The sequence below is a fragment of the Tenacibaculum sp. AWR4_210 genome, assembly GCF_056160945.1.
In genome coordinates this window covers 244,621-264,017 of the sequence record NZ_JBSWYF010000007.1, presented here as the reverse complement: position 1 = coordinate 264,017, position 19,397 = coordinate 244,621, and the positions used below count along the sequence as shown (strand labels likewise).

17 protein-coding genes are annotated in these 19,397 nt (G+C 35.6%); 11 read left to right on the top strand and 6 right to left on the bottom strand.

The window, feature by feature from the left end; genetic code table 11:
- Window positions 1-98: 98 nt before the first annotated feature.
- The 3 genes from rpmF to pdxA are packed head-to-tail and all read right to left on the bottom strand — an operon-like array spanning window position 99 to window position 1,956.
- A complete protein-coding gene (gene rpmF, locus ACXAG7_RS14695; RefSeq protein WP_299106911.1) occupies window positions 99-293 on the bottom strand; it encodes a 50S ribosomal protein L32 in 195 nt (64 codons plus the stop codon).
- Window positions 294-301: 8 nt separating this feature from the next.
- Entirely contained in the window at window positions 302-847 is a 546-nt protein-coding gene (locus tag ACXAG7_RS14690) for a YceD family protein (protein WP_408042313.1), read from the bottom strand.
- A gap of 59 nt (window positions 848-906) precedes the next feature.
- A complete protein-coding gene (pdxA, locus tag ACXAG7_RS14685; RefSeq protein WP_476667277.1) occupies window positions 907-1,956 on the bottom strand; it encodes a 4-hydroxythreonine-4-phosphate dehydrogenase PdxA in 1,050 nt (349 codons plus the stop codon).
- A gap of 59 nt (window positions 1,957-2,015) precedes the next feature.
- Here pdxA and ACXAG7_RS14680 point away from each other — a divergent pair, with 59 nt between their 5' ends.
- Window positions 2,016-2,615: a riboflavin synthase gene (locus tag ACXAG7_RS14680; protein WP_408042315.1), complete on the top strand. Its 600-nt coding sequence runs from the start codon at window positions 2,016-2,018 to the stop codon at window positions 2,613-2,615.
- Window positions 2,616-2,697: 82 nt separating this feature from the next.
- The gene (locus ACXAG7_RS14675; protein WP_476667291.1) at window positions 2,698-4,230 is read left to right on the top strand and encodes a patatin-like phospholipase family protein; all 1,533 of its coding nucleotides are present in this window, start codon (window positions 2,698-2,700) and stop codon (window positions 4,228-4,230) included.
- 34 nt (window positions 4,231-4,264) lie between these two features.
- On the opposite strand, the gene ACXAG7_RS14670 is transcribed toward ACXAG7_RS14675, so the two are convergent.
- The gene (locus tag ACXAG7_RS14670) at window positions 4,265-4,828 is read right to left on the bottom strand and encodes a hypothetical protein (protein ID WP_476667276.1); all 564 of its coding nucleotides are present in this window, start codon (window positions 4,826-4,828) and stop codon (window positions 4,265-4,267) included.
- A gap of 682 nt (window positions 4,829-5,510) precedes the next feature.
- Here ACXAG7_RS14670 and ACXAG7_RS14665 point away from each other — a divergent pair.
- From ACXAG7_RS14665 to hmpA, 3 genes are all read left to right on the top strand, one after another.
- Window positions 5,511-6,194 carry a GLPGLI family protein gene (locus ACXAG7_RS14665; protein WP_476667275.1) on the top strand — a complete coding sequence of 228 codons (684 nt, stop codon included), beginning with the start codon at window positions 5,511-5,513 and terminating at the stop codon, window positions 6,192-6,194.
- Between the two features lie 321 nt (window positions 6,195-6,515).
- Window positions 6,516-6,989, top strand: a complete 474-nt coding sequence (locus ACXAG7_RS14660) for an HPP family protein (protein WP_408042320.1) — start codon at window positions 6,516-6,518, stop codon at window positions 6,987-6,989.
- The gene (hmpA, locus tag ACXAG7_RS14655) at window positions 6,979-8,181 is read left to right on the top strand and encodes an NO-inducible flavohemoprotein (protein WP_476667274.1); all 1,203 of its coding nucleotides are present in this window, start codon (window positions 6,979-6,981) and stop codon (window positions 8,179-8,181) included. Before ACXAG7_RS14660 ends, hmpA begins: the two co-directional genes overlap by 11 nt.
- Before the next feature lie 68 nt (window positions 8,182-8,249).
- On the opposite strand, the gene ACXAG7_RS14650 is transcribed toward hmpA, so the two are convergent.
- Window positions 8,250-10,679 carry a TonB-dependent receptor domain-containing protein gene (locus ACXAG7_RS14650; protein ID WP_476667273.1) on the bottom strand — a complete coding sequence of 810 codons (2,430 nt, stop codon included), beginning with the start codon at window positions 10,677-10,679 and terminating at the stop codon, window positions 8,250-8,252.
- 532 nt (window positions 10,680-11,211) lie between these two features.
- On the opposite strand from ACXAG7_RS14650, the gene ACXAG7_RS14645 reads away from it, so the two are divergent.
- The 6 genes from ACXAG7_RS14645 (at window position 11,212) to ACXAG7_RS14620 (ending at window position 17,059) form a co-directional block, all read left to right on the top strand.
- Window positions 11,212-11,448 (top strand): hypothetical protein, encoded by a 237-nt coding sequence (locus tag ACXAG7_RS14645; RefSeq protein WP_476667272.1) that lies wholly within the window; start codon window positions 11,212-11,214, stop codon window positions 11,446-11,448.
- A 266-nt stretch (window positions 11,449-11,714) separates the two neighbouring features.
- A complete protein-coding gene (locus ACXAG7_RS14640; RefSeq protein ID WP_476667271.1) occupies window positions 11,715-11,957 on the top strand; it encodes a hypothetical protein in 243 nt (80 codons plus the stop codon).
- A gap of 304 nt (window positions 11,958-12,261) precedes the next feature.
- Window positions 12,262-12,504 (top strand): hypothetical protein, encoded by a 243-nt coding sequence (locus ACXAG7_RS14635; RefSeq protein ID WP_476667270.1) that lies wholly within the window; start codon window positions 12,262-12,264, stop codon window positions 12,502-12,504.
- A gap of 354 nt (window positions 12,505-12,858) precedes the next feature.
- On the top strand, window positions 12,859-14,121 hold the full coding sequence (locus ACXAG7_RS14630) for a radical SAM protein (RefSeq protein WP_476667269.1): 1,263 nt from the start codon (window positions 12,859-12,861) through the stop codon (window positions 14,119-14,121).
- Window positions 14,111-16,315 carry a peptidase domain-containing ABC transporter gene (locus ACXAG7_RS14625; RefSeq protein WP_476667268.1) on the top strand — a complete coding sequence of 735 codons (2,205 nt, stop codon included), beginning with the start codon at window positions 14,111-14,113 and terminating at the stop codon, window positions 16,313-16,315. The genes ACXAG7_RS14630 and ACXAG7_RS14625 overlap by 11 nt, the downstream gene beginning before the upstream one ends.
- A 39-nt stretch (window positions 16,316-16,354) precedes the next feature.
- The gene (locus ACXAG7_RS14620; protein ID WP_476667267.1) at window positions 16,355-17,059 is read left to right on the top strand and encodes a hypothetical protein; all 705 of its coding nucleotides are present in this window, start codon (window positions 16,355-16,357) and stop codon (window positions 17,057-17,059) included.
- A gap of 230 nt (window positions 17,060-17,289) precedes the next feature.
- On the opposite strand, the gene ACXAG7_RS14615 is transcribed toward ACXAG7_RS14620, so the two are convergent.
- Entirely contained in the window at window positions 17,290-18,348 is a 1,059-nt protein-coding gene (locus tag ACXAG7_RS14615) for an alpha/beta hydrolase (protein ID WP_476667266.1), read from the bottom strand.
- Between the last annotated feature and the right edge of the window lie 1,049 nt (window positions 18,349-19,397).

The window sequence follows — 19,397 nt, the reverse complement described above, 5'->3', positions numbered from 1 at the left end:
TATTAAAGAAAAAAAAGCAAAAACTTACTTTTTTGACTGATTTATACGAAAAAACCCTCGTAAAGAGGGTTTTTTTAGTTTTTATGAAAAACTATCAATTATGCTTCAGCAGCAGCTGTTTCTAATACTACTTGACCTCTGTAGTATAATTTTCCTTCGTGCCAGTGAGCTCTGTGATATAAGTGAGCCTCTCCAGTAGTTGGATCAACAGCTATCTGAGGAATAGAAGCTTTATAGTGAGTTCTTCTCTTGTCTCTTCTAGTTTTTGATATTTTTCTCTTTGGATGTGCCATTTTATGTCTTATTTATCTGTTAGTAAATCCTTTAATTTATCCCATCTTGGGTCTGTGTTTGTTGTCTTTTCTTCTTTGACAACAGTATCTTCATTTATTTGTAACTCGTTCAACTTCTTTAAAGCTTCCGATTCCATAGTTCCGTCAAGAACTTTCGGATGAACGCGCTTGCTCGGTACCGATAGTACAATGAGCTCATAGATGTATTGTGCGATGTTTACCTCATAGGCTTCGTGCGGTAAAATGAGTAATTCTTCATTCTCATCGTTAAATTCCGGACCAAACTTTATGACCAAGTGTAAATCACCTGTAATCTTTTGGTCAAACACCTCACTCGTGATATCGCAAGGAACTTCAACAGTTCCGTTAATAGCAATATCTAATTCTATTAGCGTGCTCTTCTTTACAAAATTTACAGTTGATTGTATGTCACAATCTGTAAATTCTTCGTAATTGTATGCCTCAAAGAACTTTTTACCAATTTGATATTCAAATAAATGACTTCCTTCTTTTAGGCCTACAAAAGCTATGTTATATTCTTTTAAGTCTTTCATCCTAAACATCAATTTGAGCGTGCAAAGATATAAAAAATGTTTTTAATTTTATATCTAGGTTAATTTTTTTTGACTGATTCTGCTTTTAAAGCGTTTTTTCTAAGCTTTTGATACTCAATTCTGTTTTTGTAAATCTGTAAGCTGCTAAATAAAGCTTCTTTAAATGATTCCGGGTTGGCTTTGTTTTTTCCTGCAATATCAAATCCTGTTCCGTGATCTGGAGAGGTTCGTACCTTGTTTAATCCAGCGGTGAAATTCACCCCGTTTCCAAACGATAATGCTTTAAATGGCGCGAGCCCTTGATCGTGGTACATGGCAAGTACACCGTCAAATTGCTCGTAGGTTTTGGATCCGAAAAATCCATCTGCGGCATAAGGTCCGTACACGAGTTGTCCTGATTCTTGAATTTCTTTTAGGGTAGGACGTATAATTTCATCGTCCTCTTTTCCTATAACCCCTTTGTCTCCGCAATGTGGGTTTAACCCAAGAACGGCAATTTTAGGCTTACTGATATTGAAATCCTGTTGAAGGGAGTGATACATAATCGACACCTTTTCTCGAATCAATTCAGGAGTAATAGCCTTGGCTACCTCTGAAACAGGAATATGTCCGGTAATCAATCCAATTTTCATGGTATCCGACATTAAAATCATCAGTGATTTTCCTTCGAGTTCGCTTTCGAGGTATTCCGTATGTCCTGCAAAAGTAAAATCTTCCGACTGTATGTTTTCCTTGTTGATAGGAGCGGTTAGCAGTAGGTCAACAGTACCTTCTTGTAAACTCTTTACCGCAGCTTGTAGTGATTGGAAAGCGTAATTTCCTCCCTCAGGAGTACTCTTGCCAAGTTCGAACTTAACCTCTTCCTTCCAAACATTCATCAAATTTATTTTTCCGTGTACTACTGCGTCCATCGATTGAATTCCGTGGATGCTGCTGTTTATTTTGAGTACCTTTTTATGGTATGAAATCGCCTTGTTAGCACCAAATAATACCGGTGTACAGAAATCTAACATGCGCTTGTCTTCAAATGTTTTTAATATAATTTCTATACCGATACCATTGAGGTCTCCAATTGAAATACCAACAATAATTTTGTTCGATTTATCCATAGTTTACATTTTCTAATGTCGTATTTTTGATGTTAACAAAAGTAATTAAAATTTAGAGAATGTTTACGGGAATTATAGAAACCCTAGGGAGCGTAACCAAATTAGTACGAGAGCAAGAAAATTTACACATCACGGTAAAAAGTGAACTGAGTTCGGAATTGAAAATCGATCAGAGTGTTGCTCATAATGGTGTTTGTTTAACGGTAGTATCACTTGACAATGACGAATATACTGTAACGGCCATCAAAGAAACTTTAGACAAAACGAACATCGGGGACCTCGAGGAGGGTGCCGTAGTGAATTTAGAGCGCGGTATGAAACTAGGAGCTCGCTTGGACGGACACATTGTTCAGGGGCACGTCGATGGTGTAGGAAGGTGTAAGGCCATAGAAGATGCGGATGGAAGTACGGTTTTTACCTTTGAATACGAAGCAATAGGTAACAATGTAACCATTGAAAAAGGGTCGATTACAGTTAACGGAGTGAGTTTAACTGTGGTGAATTCAAAACAAAATGAATTCAGCGTAGCGATTATTCCTTATACCTTAGAGCATACTACCTTTAAAAACTTTGTGGTAGGAACTAAAGTCAATTTAGAGTTTGATGTGATAGGAAAATACGTGGCGCGTTTATATCAATTTGACAAGCCACAACAGTAGCGTTTAGCTTACTGCAGTAATACGAAAAAAGAAAGAGAAGGTAGAATAGTTTTGTTCTTCCTAAAAGTTATGGTTGAATAAAATGAGAGAAATGGAAGTGTTTTCATCGATAGCCCTGTGCTTTTCTGGAGGTGGTTACAGAGCTGCTTGCTTTTCATTAGGCACCTTGTCCCTATTGGAAAAAGTAGGGCTTTTACCACAAGTTAAAGCAATCTCAACGGTGTCTGGGGGGACAATAACAGGAGTTAAATACGCCGAATCACAAGTAAAGAATCAAGATTTTGAGTCTTTTTTTACCGAGTATTATCAGTGGTTGGAAAAGGATGATCTGGCATCCAATGCGCTGAACCACTTACGATGGCCGTTAATTTGGAATGAGGAAGCCTTTCGCCACAAACGAAAAAACCCTATTAATGCCTTTGCCATTGAGTACAATAAATTTACGAACCACCGTACGCTCGGAGAATTACAAGATTGTATTGCTGAGGGCAAAACGCATTTACAGCGCGTAATTTTTAACGCAACAGATTTTGATAGTACGTATCAATTTCGTTTTCAAAACATCAAAAAGACCCAAAAGCGCTTTGGGAATGCCAAGGTGCACAGTACGTATAAAGAGGTTATCGATTACGTAAAACTAGGTGATGTTATCGCGGCTTCCACTGCTTTTCCGGGGGGCTTTGAACCTATAGGGTTTCCTACAGACTTTACACCCGCGTTTCCAGAGTTGAAAGAGATAGGCTTGATGGATGGTGGGATTGTGGATAATCAGGGAGCTTCGGTTTTTGTTCAGGAAGCACAGCGTAAGACTACACAGGGTGCTGATTTGTATTTTTTGTGTGATGTGTCATCTCCCTATCCAGGGGAAGGCTTTGAGTTTGCTTCAAAAAATAAATTTAGTCGCTATGTTTCTTGGGTGTCTAGTGCATTTACCTTGTTGCTGGTTTTGATTGCCACGATCTTCTTTTTTATCAAAAAGTGGTTGTTTTTGTACACCATTTCTGTGGTAGTTTTAGCGCTTTTGTCGGGAGTCCAATTGTTATTCTTTGTACTGTCTAACTTAATGCAAGCAGAAACGGGAATCGATCAAAAGCTGTATTTGCCTCCTAAAAGAGTTGGGTTTTATATTGCCAACAGAGCCAAATCACTGATCCGAATGGCCAGTGTGGTCTTTTTAAAAAACGATCGCCGACAGCATGCGACTGCTTTGTATTCGGCGTTTCCTAGCAAAGTAGTATTTTCAACTGTTTACGAATTGCGTTGTGAAGATGCCATGGGAGAATTGGCTAACAAGCCGGAAAACAGCAAACGTTGGCAGGAAATTAAAAAACATACCGGAGCAATAAGTGGTGCTATCATTGCAAATTCGCAAAAGAGTACAGCTTTCGGAACTACCTTGTGGTTTACCGAAAAAGACAAAGAACAGCAGATGCTGGATACCGTAATAGCCTGCGGAGAATACACGGCTTGCTATAATCTTTTGGCACATTTAATACTACAATACCGTGAAGAAGTCACGGCCATTCCGTTGTACCATCAATTAATGACCTTGTGGAAGCAGTTTCAAGAAGATCCGAAGTTTCTGGTTCGGGCCCGTAAAGAGGAGCAGCATTAGTTTTTAAAATTGCAGCTAAAACACTTAGGGAAATTTATTTACGAGCTATGGCAAATATGAGGCTCGAGTGGGGGAGTATGTGAATACTATCAGTTCCAGTAGTCGCTTGGAGTGTTACTGTTTTTGTAAAGGTCAACAGGAGGTATTCTGTGTTTTCCTCAGCTTCGTAATGATAGTTGAGTCCACCAATGACATAGATACAAGCACCGTCAATCAATGAGAGTTTATAGCTCTTTTTATTGAGCGTTATTTGTAAGGCATTTGCTTCGCCGTACGTGCTGTAGGTAACGGTGGTTTTACCACTAGTTGATTGGCCCTTATATATTTTGGTGCTCAGGTCGTATATCTGATGCTCATCGGATTCAATTATGAGTGCAGCAGGACTTCCTTGGAAATCGATAAGACTTTTATTAGGACTGTCGTTTTTCCGAACGAGTAACAATCCGTTACTACTCCCTTGAAACGTACCAGTTTCTAGATGTTGAAATACACTGTTAAAATTGTCACCTTCTCTATAGTAATCATTTTGCTGCCCGTAGGTGACTAGGGCGATAAAGAAGCAGCTACTAACAATGATGATTTGTTTAAACAATTTCATAAGCAATGGGGTGAATTAAGCAATTTAACAATACGAATATAAGTATTTCGCTCTTAAAAGAAGGAAATCAGCAAGCAGATCCGATTCATTTTAGTAGCTAAAAAGAAGTATTTATTGTAGTAGGGAGTAAGCACGAGAATGATATACGGTGATTTTGTGTTAGATGAATGAAAACTTGTCGTAGTAATTACTTCTTTGCTTTAAAGAGTGGTTTGTTAACGTGTTGTAATGTTTCTAGTTATCTGCTGGGAGATAGATTTTTATTAACATGTTATTATGTTTTGCGTAAAATGTAACCTTTAAGTAGAGCGTATGCTATTTTTTTATTTATTTGAACTGTTTTAGTAAAAGAAGTAGCTATACTTTTAGTAAAACTTTAGCTAGAAAAATGAAAAAAAATGTCTTGATTTTCAATGGATACACTTTTTTCAAATGATAGGTACTTCCATCGGTATTACGGATTTTTTGAGGAGGTACATTCATCATAGCAGAATACATTTTTAAAGGATCATCTTAGATGATGGTAGTGATAGCGCATTAAAGAAATGGCAAAAAGATTTAGACGATTGTCGAGCGAGTTCTAGCGAGTGTCAAGAATAAGCAGTTCTCGTAAAATTTGACTATAAATAACAATCATTAGACTTTGGAAACGCAGTCTAATGATATTAGATTCCCTAAAAAAATGAGAAAAAAAATAGTGGTATTGCTATTGTTGTTTCAGTTAGGAATAGCAGCAGCCCAAACGAATGGAAGAATAACGTACAAGGCTTTTTTTGCGAAATCCGAAGCTACAGAGGAGTTGAAAGCTCAGAATAGAATGCGTTATCAAGAGCGCTTAGATGAAGAAATGATGGCCAAATTACTTACGTACAACTTGGACTTTAACCAAAATGAATCATTGTTCTATTTATCAAAGAGTCTTATTTCAGAGCATGAAAATCAAGAAACAAAAAAATATGTGACAGGATTGTTTTACGGCTATGATAAAATTTATACCAATAGAAAAAAAGACGAGCTCATCGAGCAATTATACTACGGTTCTGGAACAATTTTAAAACTTAGGAAAACGAGTATGATTCAATGGACATTGACCAATGAAACCAAAGTAATTAGTGGTTACAAGTGTTTTAAAGCAACCTATACCTACCTGCAAAAATGGAGAGGAAAAGAATTCCCTTGGGAAGTGGTTGCTTGGTATACTCCGGATATTTCCTTACCCTATGGTCCTATTAGATACAGTGGGTTACCAGGATTAATTTTAGAACTTTCTGAAGATAATAGAGGGTTTGTGGTTGATAAAATTGAATTTTCTAAGGAGCAGGTTACTGTAGAAAAACCGTCTCAAGGAGAGGTAGTCACTGAGTAGGAAATGTATTAGAGACATTAGGAAGCGAAGGAACAGCTTGCTAATTAATCGTGATGCTGACCCTCAGGTATAAAATTTAGTGCTGGTCATAATTGAGGTGTTTTTTTGGAAAAATTATAAAGAGAAGTTTGGTCTGTACCTATGTGCCCTGTTTTTGGGGTAATAGTAAGAAAATGAATTGTTTTGCTGCAATAATGTTCTGTACTTTTTTGGTTTTTTACGTTCTAGTAAAAGACCTCTAGGTCGTTTTTATGATTTCAATCATAAACGCATTGGCTTTCTAGAAATACTTTTGCTGCCTCATTATTATCACGGTACACGATGGCACGAGTATTTAGAAATAGTTTTGAGTTTTTGGTAGTTTCCCTGTGTTTTTTATGCGTCTTTTACGTGCATAAATTGTTGTTTCACCAGCAGGAGCTCACATTGGTTATAGCGGCATTTGGCGCTTCTAGTGTACTGGCTTTTTCAGAAGGACGCACCGTAAACTCTCCCGTTAAAATGTTTGCAAGTTCTATGCTAGGCGCTTTTTTAGGAGTCTTTTGCAGTCGACTTGATACCCTACTAGTAGTAAAAATTGTGTTGGCCATCGGTTTGTGTATCGCGCTGATGAGTAGGTGGTCAATTCAATATCCGCCAGCAGGAGCCATTGCACTGATCCCCATATTGTCGGGTTCGGCAATTCAAGAGCTCGGATACTGGTTTTTGGTATATCCGACATTGACAGGGCTATTCATCATTTATTCATTTTCAAAACTTAAACATTACCTAAATTCCATTTTTTATGGCCAGTAAAAGAACCATTGAAATTGTCAAGGCTACAGCGCCTGTATTACAAGAGCACGGAGAGGCTATTACAAAAGTATTCTACACCTTGTTATTTGAGAAACACCCAGAGCTACGCGATGTTTTTAATATGACGCACCAACAAAAAGGATCCCAACAAAAAGTGTTGGCAAATGCTATTTTTCAGTATGCAGTGCATATTGATAAGTTAGAAATGATGGGGCCGGCAGTGGAATCCATTGCGCAAAAGCATACGAGTTTGTCAATTTCAAAAGAAGCATATCCTATAGTTGGTGAAAACTTATTACTGGCGATTAAGGAGGTATTAGGAGCTGCCGCTACCGATGAGATTATCGATGCTTGGGCAGAGGCCTATGGCGATTTGGCGGCTATTTTTGTTAGCAGAGAAGAAGAAATTTACACGGAACGCGAACAGTATCGCGGTGGATTTCGCGGGACGAAAGCTTTTGTGGTAGCACAAAAAGTAGTGGAGAGCAGTGTGATTACTTCGTTTTATTTGAAGCGAGCCGACGGTACTCCAGTGCCGCAATTTTTACCGGGGCAGTACGTAGCCCTAACGGTATCGGTTCCGGGAACCACACATCAACATACCAGAAATTACAGCATGTCTGACAGCAACGATCGCGATTATTTACGCATCAGTGTCAAAAGAGAAACAGGATATCCAGAGGGCGTCGTATCGAATTACTTGCACGACGAAATACATGAGGGGGATGTATTAGAACTCGGGATGCCTTCTGGAGAATTTGTATGGCAAACTACTGAAAACCCTTCTGTGTTTATCAGCGGAGGAATAGGGGTAACTCCGCTGTTAAGCATGTATAAGGAAGCAGTTGCTAAGAGTACGAAGCCAATAGTATTTATTCAATGTGCTTTAAACAGTGATGTATGCGCTTTTGCAGATGAAATTGAAGCGCTAGCTAACCATCGAGTGCAAACTGCTAAGGTGTATTCCTTACCCTTGTCAGAAGATGTTTTAGGAGAACACTACGATTTTAAGGGCTATTTAACGGAGGATGTTTTGGAGAGCCTTTGTGTTGCTGCCACGAGCGATTTTTATTTCTGTGGTCCTACACCGTTTATGGCGAATACCTTGGCAGTATTGGAGGCCTATGGGGTAGCAGAAAGTCAAATTAACTACGAGTTTTTCGGCCCTCAAGAGGAGTTGGAATTGGTGTAATGTAGTAAATCCCTCGTTGTTGCAACTGACAGCGGGGGATAACGAAATTGTTTTAATGTTTGGTAAGATTATATTCTCTTTTTAATCGCATCATTGGCGATTGTTTTATTTCTGATTTTTTTAACTTTATTATTTCCAAAGCTATAATTCAAGCTAAGGGATATTGATTGGGTATATTGATTGGATTCGATTTGATTCAAATTTTGAATTAAATTGCTTCTGTATTCCGTGTTTCTCAGGTTATATGTGTTTAATACGTCATTTAAAAACAAGGAGATATTCCAATTTTTAAATGATTTTCTAAGTCCAATATCCATTTTAAATAGAGGATTAGTTCTCTTGTACGAAACATCTTCTATAGGGCTCGCATACCTAGTAATCATAAAGGTGGAGAATTTACCTTTTTTTGATAAATAGACTGTATTATTGAGAAAGAAGTCATAATTAAAATTAGTGACTTTTTTATTAAAAATATTCCCTGTTTCGTCTTCGAAAACTAGAAGATTAAAAGAGCTGGAAAAGTTTACAATCCAGTATTGATTAAACCATTGTTGACGTGTGTAAAATTGGAAATAGGTTTTTGTTGAATTTCCGTAATTAATATAGGTGCTTTTTTGGTTGAGGACTTTGTCTTCAAGGAAAGGAATTACAAACTTTTCAAATTGATTTTCGCGATAGCTAAATCCACCTGAAAAGTAGTATTTGTAATTTAGAGCATACATTGCATCGATATTATAGTAAATTACAGGTAATAAAAAAGGATTATTTTCCTCAAAATAAGTAGGGTTTATATAAGTTCTTCCTGGTAGTAATGATTCGATAGAGGGTCTGCTTATTTTTCTAGCAAGTGATAGCGATAAGGTTTTGTTTTTTTTCAGGTCATAAGAAATAGATAAATTCGGAAAAAAATTCACGTAACTAGAATCTATCTTTTGTCCTGAAGTAACGTTTTCACTGGAATAATCAGTTACTTCCATTCGCAAACCATATGACAAGTTTAGCTTTTTTTGAATGTTTTGGGTGTTATTTGCGTATAAAGCGAAATAATTTTCCTTGTACTTATAATTTCCAGATAAGCTTGAATTAATAGTAGCCTGATTATTTGATAAATTTTGATAGCTAAGTTTATTGTCAAAGTTAGTAGTACTGATTTGAGAACCAAGACGTAAAGTGGAGTTGGAGCTTATTTTGTTGTAGTAATCAATACTGGCTGAAATATTGAAGAATTCCTGTGGAAAGGAATTTCGATATTCTTGGATAGGAGTATTGTTACTAGGAAAGGATTTTTGAAACTTTCCATTATTGGTGATGTCTTTTTTAAATTGGTTGTAATCGATGTTGAAGGTTAATTTATTCTTTTGCATACTATCTAAAGCCATTTTATAATAGATGTTACCAAAATTGTAGGTGTAGGTATCCTTTGAGTTTACCGGGGCTTTATATACAGAGTCAATAACAGCATTCCCTTTTTTTGAATAAGCTGTGCTTATTTCTTGTCGACTATTTCCGTTCACTTTTGAGAAAAAACCATTGATACTTAGTATATTGTTTTTATTGAAGTCATAGTCAATACCGAACCCTCCTCCAAGTACCAAATAGCGCCTTCTGTAAAATTGATCTATCTGTTCTATTTTTTGGTCAATTTTTTCAATAGTACTTGCTGAGGTGTTGAAATTGAAACTGTTATTGATAAAGGGTGAAATTCGAATTCCAAGTTTGTTTCTTCTATAATTGATACTTCCATTTAAAATGGCTGTGTTGAGATGGGCTTGTTCATTGGTAAGGCTTAAAAAACCTAGTAGTCCATCATCTAAGTTTTTAGTTAAGTTGATATTAATGACTCCTCCTGTAGTATCCGCAGTAAATTCACTTCCAGGGTTTGTAATAATTTCTATACTCTTGATATTCTTCGCGGGGGTTGAATTTAAAATAGAGATAATCATCTCTTTGGGTAAATTGGTCCTGCGTCCATTAATGGTAATTCGCGTGTTCTTTTTGTTTATAATTGAGAATGTGTTATTTTGATGGTCAACTGCGAGAAGTGGAGCTGTTTTTACCAAATCTAGTGCGTTTCCAGCGGTTTCTTTCATTAATTTAGAAGGAGCGTAAACAAAACGATCGGACTTAGCTACTATGGTCGTTTTACGACTGGTAATCGACACTTCTTCTAAGGCTACTAGCCCCCCGTTTTTAATGAGTAAAATTAGAGGTTTATCTGAAGTGATTTTAAGTGTGTCTGAAATTTGTTCTAAGTAACGTGCGTAAATATAGTTTGCTTTCGAATTTTTAAGTAATTCGAACTTTCCTAATTCATCGGTGTAGGTAGAGGCAACTATACTGTCTTTTTTTTCATTCAAGAGGTGAATGGTCGCAAATGGGAGGTACTCTTTAGAAGCGTTAATAACTTGACCTTTAGTATGTTCTTGTTGAGAGAAGACAATGGAGTGGAATGCTAGTAATATGTAGGTTATAAGTTTTGTGTTTTTTAAAAATTTCATTTGGCAGTTTTATACCTAACAAACCTACCTTTTTTGAAGAAGAAATCAAATATGTTACTTTGTTTTTATTTAGTCTTAATAATAATTTTACATCAAATTTTAAGTATTTAATATATATCTATAAATTAGTAAAAAAAATGCAAAGGCTATATTGAAATTATGTATTTTTTTTATTTCTGTTAGTAAATGATCTCTTATGTTGATTTGTTTTAAATTGCTATTTGAGGGTGAAAGTTGAAAATTGCATGATCTTCTGATTAAATGTCCTTATATACTTCCATACGTTTTAGAAGGCTGTGTGGTGTCTTTTTATCATGTCTTTTTACCAAAAGCTAGAACAATTCGTTCATGGAGTAAAGAAAATCTCATTCCGTAAACTAGTCAATACACTTCATTAATGTGTGTTGTCAGCCTGATTCAAGATTATTGAACTAAGACTTGCGACAAGCAAAAGATTATTTACCATCTTCTTATTACTGAATTATCACTCTTTTTTAAGAGTAAGTATATTTATTAATCAATTTTAATCATTATGAAAAGTAAAGTTAAGGTAACATTTAATGTTACAAATTTCGAACCATTATCAGAGGGCGCTGAAAACAAGCTAATGGGAGGTTTTTCTGCTAGCTTAGCGGGGTCTAAAGAATCTCTAAAATCAATAAGTGATAATAATTGTCACGGTGGAAATTGCCACGGCAGTTGTGGTGGTGGACAGAATATTCAGTGTAACACCGTTTCTGGATGTGGTGTAATTAAGGAAGGTCGCTAGATTTTAGTTTCATAAGGTAAAAGTCTATAAATTTCTAGATTTGATTTTTTTTGAATCTTTAATCGACTAGAAATTAGGTGTTTTAGTGCGTTTAGTAATTCTTGTAGACGTGTAAAACACGATGATTCTAGGTTATTCCAAACGTTAGTTGGAGTACACGAAGAAAGTTGATTTCTGGTGATTCCGAGTGTAAATGCTCAAGTAATAGATTACGTGCTCAGGCGTTTGCAATAACCTATATTATTCTAAAAAAAAATAAACTTATTATGAATTTAAAGATTGGATTTAGCATTTCGGATTTTGAACCGATTGCTGAAAACTCTGAGAAAAAGCTCGTAGGTGGTTTTTCATTAAGCCACACCGCAGTTGGGATTAGTGATTTTAACACTACAAACAACTGTGAAGGAGGAAACTGTGCCTCCGGTTGTGGAGATGGACCTATTGGCCAAAATAAGGGTTGTAATGTTTCACCAGGGTGTGGGGCAATAAAAGTAGAGCAACTTTTTTAATTGATACTTTTTTCAATGCCTGAACAAATTAACATTGCTACGAGTATTTCTGAGTTCTATACATTTATAGATCCCTCTGAATGATACTTTAATAGTAGGTTTTTCTAAGGCATATAAGTTCAATGTAAGATCTGAACATACCATGGCGAATAATTGTTGGGGAGGTAATTGCACTTCGAATTGTGGTGATTTCCCTAAAAATGTTTGCTGTAATGATGTAGTAGGCTGCGGTGTGGCGCGGTAATTTATCGCTGTCTTTGTAGCTGATAAAGTTTAATAATAAACAGTAACAAAAATTTATATTATGAAAAATACCTTACGTACATCATTTAATTTTTCAGGATTTGAACCTATCGGGGAAACTCATGAAAAGAAATTGATGGGAGGTTTTTCAGTTGCACATGCCTCTTTAAAAGGATTTAAAGAACGTGTCAATGGAAACAACTGTGCAGGTCAAAACTGTGCTGATGGTTGTACCGGAGGTGATCCACAAAATACAAAATGTAATACGGTTACAAATTGTGGTGTCATCAAAGCGGAATACTAATATACGGCTTTGGTAAATAGCATGTATTCATTACCAATAGCTAAAATAATAAAGGAGCGAAAGAGATTTTGAATTTTTATTGCCGTGAAAATAGATTAGTACTACAGTGTTTCTAGTAGTATAGTTTTATCATGATCGCACTATATTTCATATTTATCTGGAACTTTTTAAGTTTTTAGCTATTGGTTTTATCCTTTTTTCGGGAGGTGAGCTCCTATGAACAAAACAAAATTTAACCAGTTATTTTCTCTAGTCTTTACAGAGGTAAATATATTATTCAAATATACTATGAAATACAGTCAATTTAATTCGATTGTCTCGATAGAAGATAATTTTTATTTATATAATTCTTATGTGCAGAAATTTATAGTAATCGACCCACTATTAAAAGATTTGTTAGCATCTGCGATAGTAGAAGGTGTTGATGGGCTTGAAGAAATACATCCAGACTTCTATGCTTATTTGAAAGCAGAAGGATTTCTCGTTGAAAACGATTTAGATGAAGTAAATGAAATTAAGGAAATCGTGAAACACGTCGATAATAATACTGATGAATTTTTGTTAACGATTAATCCAACCATGAATTGTAATTTCAAATGTTGGTATTGTTATGAAACACATATAAAGAAATCGAGTTTCTCGAATTCAATGATAGAGAAAGTAGGTAAGTTTATTGAGAATATGACGAGTTTACCTAATATTCAATATTTCAATCTTGCATTTTTTGGAGGGGAACCCTTGTTGTATTTCAAAAGAGATGTAGTACCTGTGATTCAAAAACTACAGCAGGAGTGTCAAAAAAATTTAGTTGATTATTCTGTTGGATTCACTACAAACGGATACTTGGTGGATGATTATTTTATCGATTTTTTTAAATCTCATGGAATTGTTCCTGCCCTGCAAATTACATTAGATGGATATGGAAAGAAGCACGATGCGGTAAGATATGTTACGAAAACAAAAGGATCCTATGAAGAAATCGTTAGCAATATTAAAAAATTACTCGTGAATGGTTATTTTGTCAGATTGAGAATTAATTATACCAAAGAAAACATCGATGACGCTTATAAAATTGCAGATGAGTTTCACGATATCGATAAGAGTGTGCTCAAGGAGTTTTTGTTAGTAGATTTACACAGAGTATGGCAAGACTCTGGAGACGAAAATATTCCAGAAATTGTGGGTAAAAATGTGGAATATTTTAAATCAAAAGGCCTTCCTGTAAAACATAACTCTCCAAATAACGTTGCAGATTCGTGTTATGCTGACAAAAGGAATAGTGCGGTTATCAATTATAATGGAGACCTTTACAAATGTACCGCGAGAGATTTTACCTCAGAAAACAGAGCTGGTTACTTAAGTGAGGAAGGAACCCTGATTTGGGAGGATAATTACTTGGAAAAACGAATGGATATTAAATTTAAGAATACGCCTTGTTTAACTTGCAGGTTGATGCCTATTTGTAACGGGGGATGTTCACAGCATGCCATGGAGGCTTTGGCAGAAGGAGGAAGAGGAGATTATTGTATTTATCAAGGAGATGATAAATTAAAAGACGATGTAGTTAAATCAAAAATTGAAGAAATTATTGGTCATTTAGAACTTAATGAAGCTTAAATTTGTTAATCAATTAGAAAGTAATGATTGTGGTCCCGCCTGTTTGGCGATGATTGCAAAAACTCATGGAAGATCTGTTTCTCTTAAAGAGGCTAAAGAATCTTGTTCTGTAACGAGAATGGGAGTTTCTGTAAGAGATATATTGAATGGTGGAGAAAAGCTGGGTTTCCAAAGTCATGGGCTAAAACTAACCCAAGATGACTTGATGAAAATTCCACTGCCTGCTATTTTGCATTGGAAACAAGATCATTTTGTAGTGCTCTATAAAATTAAAGAGAAAAGGAATAAAAAGTACTTTTACATAGCAGATCCTGGTTATGGAAAAACTGTCATAGAAGAAGAATTACTTCAAAAAGAATGGTTAGGAAATCAAGCCAAAGGAGTGACACTTGTGTTTCAAGAAGGAGAGAAAATTATCGAGTCTTCAAAAGAAAAGGACAACCGGGAAAAACCTAAGAAAATCACTCCAATATTTCAGATACTTCTGAACTTTATTCGAGGAAATAGAACGCAGTATTTTTTGTCCATTATACTGCTTTTTATAGGTTTAGGTTCGAATTGGTTAATACCCATAGTTTTTCAGCGAGTTATTGACGATGGAATTCTAGCAAAATCAATCAATCTCGTTTTGGTTTTACTACTGGCACAATTATTCCTTTTTTTAGGAAATTTTTGCTCCCGATTTTTGAGTGATTATTTATTGACTAAGTTCAATTTTAAATTATCTATTTTACTTAAAGAGAGTTTCTTATTTAAGTTAATGAAGTTACCAGTGAGTTATTTTGATACTCGTTTGAATACAGATACATTACAGAGATTGAATGACCTGTCAACTATGCAGTCTTTTCTTACTTGGAAAGGGATTAGTTTTGGAATTAACATTTTAAACTTAATTGTTTTTAGTGGTATTTTATGGTATCTAAATTTTACCGTTTTTACTATATATCTGGTGCTGAGTGTACTTTCTGTTGTTTGGGTTTCTTTTTTCTTAAAGAAGCGTGCTGCAATTGAGTATTCTATGTTTATCCGACAATCTGATAATAGTAATAGTTTGTATGAATTTATAATGAATATGCCCGAAATTAAGGTGAATCACGCTCAGGATTCGAGCATTACAAAAATTATTGAAATTCAAGAAAAGTTGAATGATTTAGAATTAAAATCATTATTTTTAAACATGTACCAGCTCTCAGGGGCTAATTTTATTCTGAAGCTGAAAGAATTAACCGTAATTGCATTTTGTGCCTATGCAATTATCGAAAATACAATGACCGTAGGAGTTTTGTTGAGTATATCTTATATTATTGGACAACTGAGCGGGCCCATAATTAATTTGATCAATAACTTAAGGGATTTCCAAGATGCACAAATAGCAAAGAGAAGAGTCGACGATGTGTACGATGTAAAAAATGAAGAGGCTGAAAGAAAAGAATCCGCTCAACTTATAGTAATTGATGACATAGAGCTAGATAAAATTTCTTTTAAGTATCCCGGAAGTTTTAATCCTTTTGTTATTAGTGATTTGTCCATTCGAATTCCTAAGAATAAAATTACAGCGATAGTAGGAACCAGTGGCAGTGGGAAAACAACTCTGATGAAGTTATTGATGAAATACTATAGGCAGACATCTGGGAGCATCAAAATGGGATCCGTTAATTTTAGTGATATACACGCAGATGATTGGAGACAAAAATGTGGTGTAGTTTTACAAGATGGACATATTTTTTCTGGAACGATTACCTATAATATTACTTTGGAGAATGAAGGGGAAATAAATTATGAAAATTTAGAAAACGCCCTTAAAATTGCTTGTTTAGACGATTTTGTTTCTAAATTACCTTTAGGGTTGGAAACTAAAATTGGAAATGTAGGTATGCAATTAAGTGGTGGGCAAAGTCAACGTGTTTTGATAGCTCGAGCCGTATATAAAAATCCAGAAGTCATATTTTTTGACGAGGCCACTTCTGCTCTGGATGCCAATACCGAAAAAAGTATTCTGAATAATTTGGCTATGTTTTTTAAAGGCAAAACAGTAGTGGTGATTGCACATAGGTTAAGCACTGTGAAAAATGCAGATCAAATTGTGGTTATGGAAAATGGAAAGATTATTGAACAAGGAGGACATGAAGAATTGATACATTCAAAAAGTAATTATTATTCGTTGGTGAAAAATCAATTGGAATTAGGGGGGTAGAAATAATTGAAAATACGTTATTCATTAAAACTAAAATTTATGAGATTTATTAGAATTATTACAGTAGTACTTCTCGTTTTTGCCGTAGAAGTAGGGAATGCCCAAAAAAAGAACTTGAAAATGAGAACTATTTATATCGCCGGATTGGCATTCGATTATGAGCAACTACATCCCTTAAAAAAGGTGAGCGTTTATAATAATCAAACAAATGAACTGTTAGGGACTACTGACGCAAATGGGTATTTCAACGTTAAGTTATCAGTGCCAAGTACTGGAGCGATAACTTTTTCCTTACTGATAAAAGGAAATAATTATAAATCTCTCATTCAAAATGAACGATGGGGAGATATACCTGGTAACCAAGAAGCTGTTTATTTTTTCGCCATGGGGATAGAGAAACGTGCGAATATGTCATTTACGGAACTTAACCAAAATGTGAATGGAAGAGCATATGAGGATATCGCTAAGGAGTTTAAGGAAATTAAGAAGCAGATTCATTTCGATAAAAAAATGCAGGCTGAAATAGAAAAAAGTCAAAATGTTTTTCTTGAAATCGATGGAGTATGCTATATCGTGAGTGATACTGGTTGGATACAGTTGACATCCAAAAATGACCTTATTTCGATAAATGATACGGAAGGTGTGCCTGCATTCAAAGTTAATGCATTAATAAAACGTGAAGAGATAAAAAATATGACAACTTCAAATTCACCTAAGGCCGCAGTATTTGTATATAGAAAATAAATACTTTAAGAGTTGTCTTTCAGAATTATTATGAAGTCAAGTACTCAAATCCCTCGTTGTTGCAACTGACAGCGGGGGATAATTGCACTATGCTAATGCGTAATAGAACAGTGACGAAGCGATTTTATGGAGTAGCAAAGTAACCTCTCCTTCCAAAAGAAAAGAGAGGCCGCTTAAGATAAGTAGTGAAAAGTATTCGCTGAGGTCTAAGTTTGCTACTTGGGGATAACTTATTTGGCGAAAAACTCGGCAACAGCGTCAGTAGATACTTTTACAGCTGCTGGTTTAAAGTAGAAATCGACATGACTAAAATTAGGCACTGCGAGTACCTCATGGGTATTGGTAAGTTTGTCGATAAAAGCGGTTGAACAGACGGCAGTTGGAGCATCGGCGCCATAAATGACTAAGGTAGGCTGAACAATTTTGTCAGCATAGGCTTCTCCTATAGAAATAAGTGACTGCATGGCCTGATCACCGATGTGCATATTGGTGAAATTTTCAACGGCTTTGGGGCCGCGATACCCATCTCTTCCGTAGTAATCATACGATTCACCTGCCATTTCAGGGAAGGCAGCTTCTCCTGTGTATTCTTCTCTCGACTGTTCGTCGTTGAGTCCAAAGGGAGCAACGTAGTCTGGTTTACCAGTAATGTATTGTTTTTGCATGGAAGCATTGGCAGCGGCAATCAACTGATTGGCGGCATTTTTATCGGTCCACTGAAAAGCGTCGGCGGCCATCATTCCCGAAACGGTGGCTATCTTTTTAATTCGGTGATCGGTAACGGCTGCGGAGGCAATGATAGATCCTCCTTGACATACGCCTAAGCCATAAACCTCTTCAACAAAAGGAAGACTGCCTAAATACGAAACGGCATCCCAAGTATTCTCTATCAATCGGAACATATACCTCGATTGTTTGTGTTCTCCTGGCAAAGCTGGAGAATCGCCCATACCAAGGTAATCAAAGCCTAAAAAAACAAAGCCTCGCTCGGCCATTTCTGGTCCATAGGTGGCGAGCACCTGCTCTTTTACCTGCGGGAACGGGCTTGCGCCAACAATTGCCTTGTATTTTTTGCTGCTATCAAAACCTTCTGGTAGGTATAAGTCTCCTGCCAAGTTCACTCCAAAAGAAGTAAAGGTAATACTGTTTTTTCCTGATTTTAAAGTATTCATCATAGGTTGTTTTATAGGATTAGAAGGAACGATGGGAAGTGACTGCGAATTGTTTTTAGGAGTATGACAACTCATAAAAAGTGCTAGGCTCCCCAAAATTAGAATAGATGTTCTCATTATAATCGATTGTTAATACGATACTGCAAAGGTATGCGGGTCAGGCTGTTGGGGGCTTACGCATTTTGGTAGAATCGTTATACTTTTTGGTAGTTAGGTATTGGAGAGTGATAAGAAGTTGAAAAAAGAAAGGCGAGAGGCTGGGGAATAGGCTACAACTTGTTACTATTATATTCCTAATTTTTTCATTTTGTAGCTTTAATTCTACCTGTTTTATTCCATCTGTTCATTCCTGTTAGGATTCTTAGGGTTTTGGTTGTATGTTTAGTTTATGGATGCCATTCTTTACTCAAAGCAAAAAAATCACGTTTTAAATCCAAAAAATGTATACAAAGTACTATTCATCTAAACTTATAAATATGAAAACTTTAAATCGATTAGGAGCGTTTGTATTGTTTCTCATTACAATTCTCGCGTTTACAGACTGTGAAAACCATGTTTTGGAAGCACCTAGATCTAACTTAGGTACTTGTTAAAAATGAAAAACGTTATTTATATATTTTTATCAGTAACTTCCTTTTTACTAAGTTTAGTTACGTTTACTTATTTAAACGCTGAAGATTTTAGTAATACTGATACTAAGGTTTTATTAATCTTCTCTAACCTATGTTTATCTGTAGTGTTTTTTGAGTTGTTACTGCAAAAGCACACAATAAGGAAAGAGCAAAAACTAGTATACTTTTCAGTACCTTTTCTTTTGTTAGAGTACTTGTTAATTATTGATGCATTTTACTTTTACAAAAGTTTAAATACTTTTTATGACCATCTGTTTATTAATTTAACTGCCATTGTATTTTCCATTTTTATAGTTTATTACCTATGTAAGATGATGCTTAAAGTCAGGGGAGAAATAAATGAATCATCTGCCAGAAAAAGAAACCCTTAGTTAAGCTAAAAGTTATTGGCTGACAAAAAGGAGTACTCCATATTTTTAGGAATACTTCGCGGTGAAACTACTGATAAATGAAAACGATTGATAAGGAAGGATCATTACAGCTAGGATTGGGTAAAAATGACAACTTCAAGGTTGCTGTGTATGGAATATCGAG

What these genes read in the sequence shown, in the direction of transcription:
- ACXAG7_RS14640 (WP_476667271.1), top strand. Translation starts at nt 11,715, where the DNA reads ATGAATTTAAAGATTGGATTTAGCATTTCGGATTTTGAACCGATTGCT.
- ACXAG7_RS14670 (WP_476667276.1), bottom strand. Translation starts at nt 4,828, where the DNA reads ATGAAATTGTTTAAACAAATCATCATTGTTAGTAGCTGCTTCTTTATC.
- ACXAG7_RS14645 (WP_476667272.1), top strand. Translation starts at nt 11,212, where the DNA reads ATGAAAAGTAAAGTTAAGGTAACATTTAATGTTACAAATTTCGAACCA.
- ACXAG7_RS14690 (WP_408042313.1), bottom strand. Translation starts at nt 847, where the DNA reads ATGAAAGACTTAAAAGAATATAACATAGCTTTTGTAGGCCTAAAAGAA.
- pdxA (WP_476667277.1), bottom strand. Translation starts at nt 1,956, where the DNA reads ATGGATAAATCGAACAAAATTATTGTTGGTATTTCAATTGGAGACCTC.
- ACXAG7_RS14675 (WP_476667291.1), top strand. Translation starts at nt 2,698, where the DNA reads ATGAGAGAAATGGAAGTGTTTTCATCGATAGCCCTGTGCTTTTCTGGA.
- rpmF (WP_299106911.1), bottom strand. Translation starts at nt 293, where the DNA reads ATGGCACATCCAAAGAGAAAAATATCAAAAACTAGAAGAGACAAGAGA.
- ACXAG7_RS14665 (WP_476667275.1), top strand. Translation starts at nt 5,511, where the DNA reads ATGAGAAAAAAAATAGTGGTATTGCTATTGTTGTTTCAGTTAGGAATA.
- ACXAG7_RS14635 (WP_476667270.1), top strand. Translation starts at nt 12,262, where the DNA reads ATGAAAAATACCTTACGTACATCATTTAATTTTTCAGGATTTGAACCT.
- ACXAG7_RS14660 (WP_408042320.1), top strand. Translation starts at nt 6,516, where the DNA reads ATGGCACGAGTATTTAGAAATAGTTTTGAGTTTTTGGTAGTTTCCCTG.
- ACXAG7_RS14650 (WP_476667273.1), bottom strand. Translation starts at nt 10,679, where the DNA reads ATGAAATTTTTAAAAAACACAAAACTTATAACCTACATATTACTAGCA.
- hmpA (WP_476667274.1), top strand. Translation starts at nt 6,979, where the DNA reads ATGGCCAGTAAAAGAACCATTGAAATTGTCAAGGCTACAGCGCCTGTA.
- ACXAG7_RS14680 (WP_408042315.1), top strand. Translation starts at nt 2,016, where the DNA reads ATGTTTACGGGAATTATAGAAACCCTAGGGAGCGTAACCAAATTAGTA.
- ACXAG7_RS14615 (WP_476667266.1), bottom strand. Translation starts at nt 18,348, where the DNA reads ATGAGAACATCTATTCTAATTTTGGGGAGCCTAGCACTTTTTATGAGT.
- ACXAG7_RS14620 (WP_476667267.1), top strand. Translation starts at nt 16,355, where the DNA reads ATGAGATTTATTAGAATTATTACAGTAGTACTTCTCGTTTTTGCCGTA.
- ACXAG7_RS14625 (WP_476667268.1), top strand. Translation starts at nt 14,111, where the DNA reads ATGAAGCTTAAATTTGTTAATCAATTAGAAAGTAATGATTGTGGTCCC.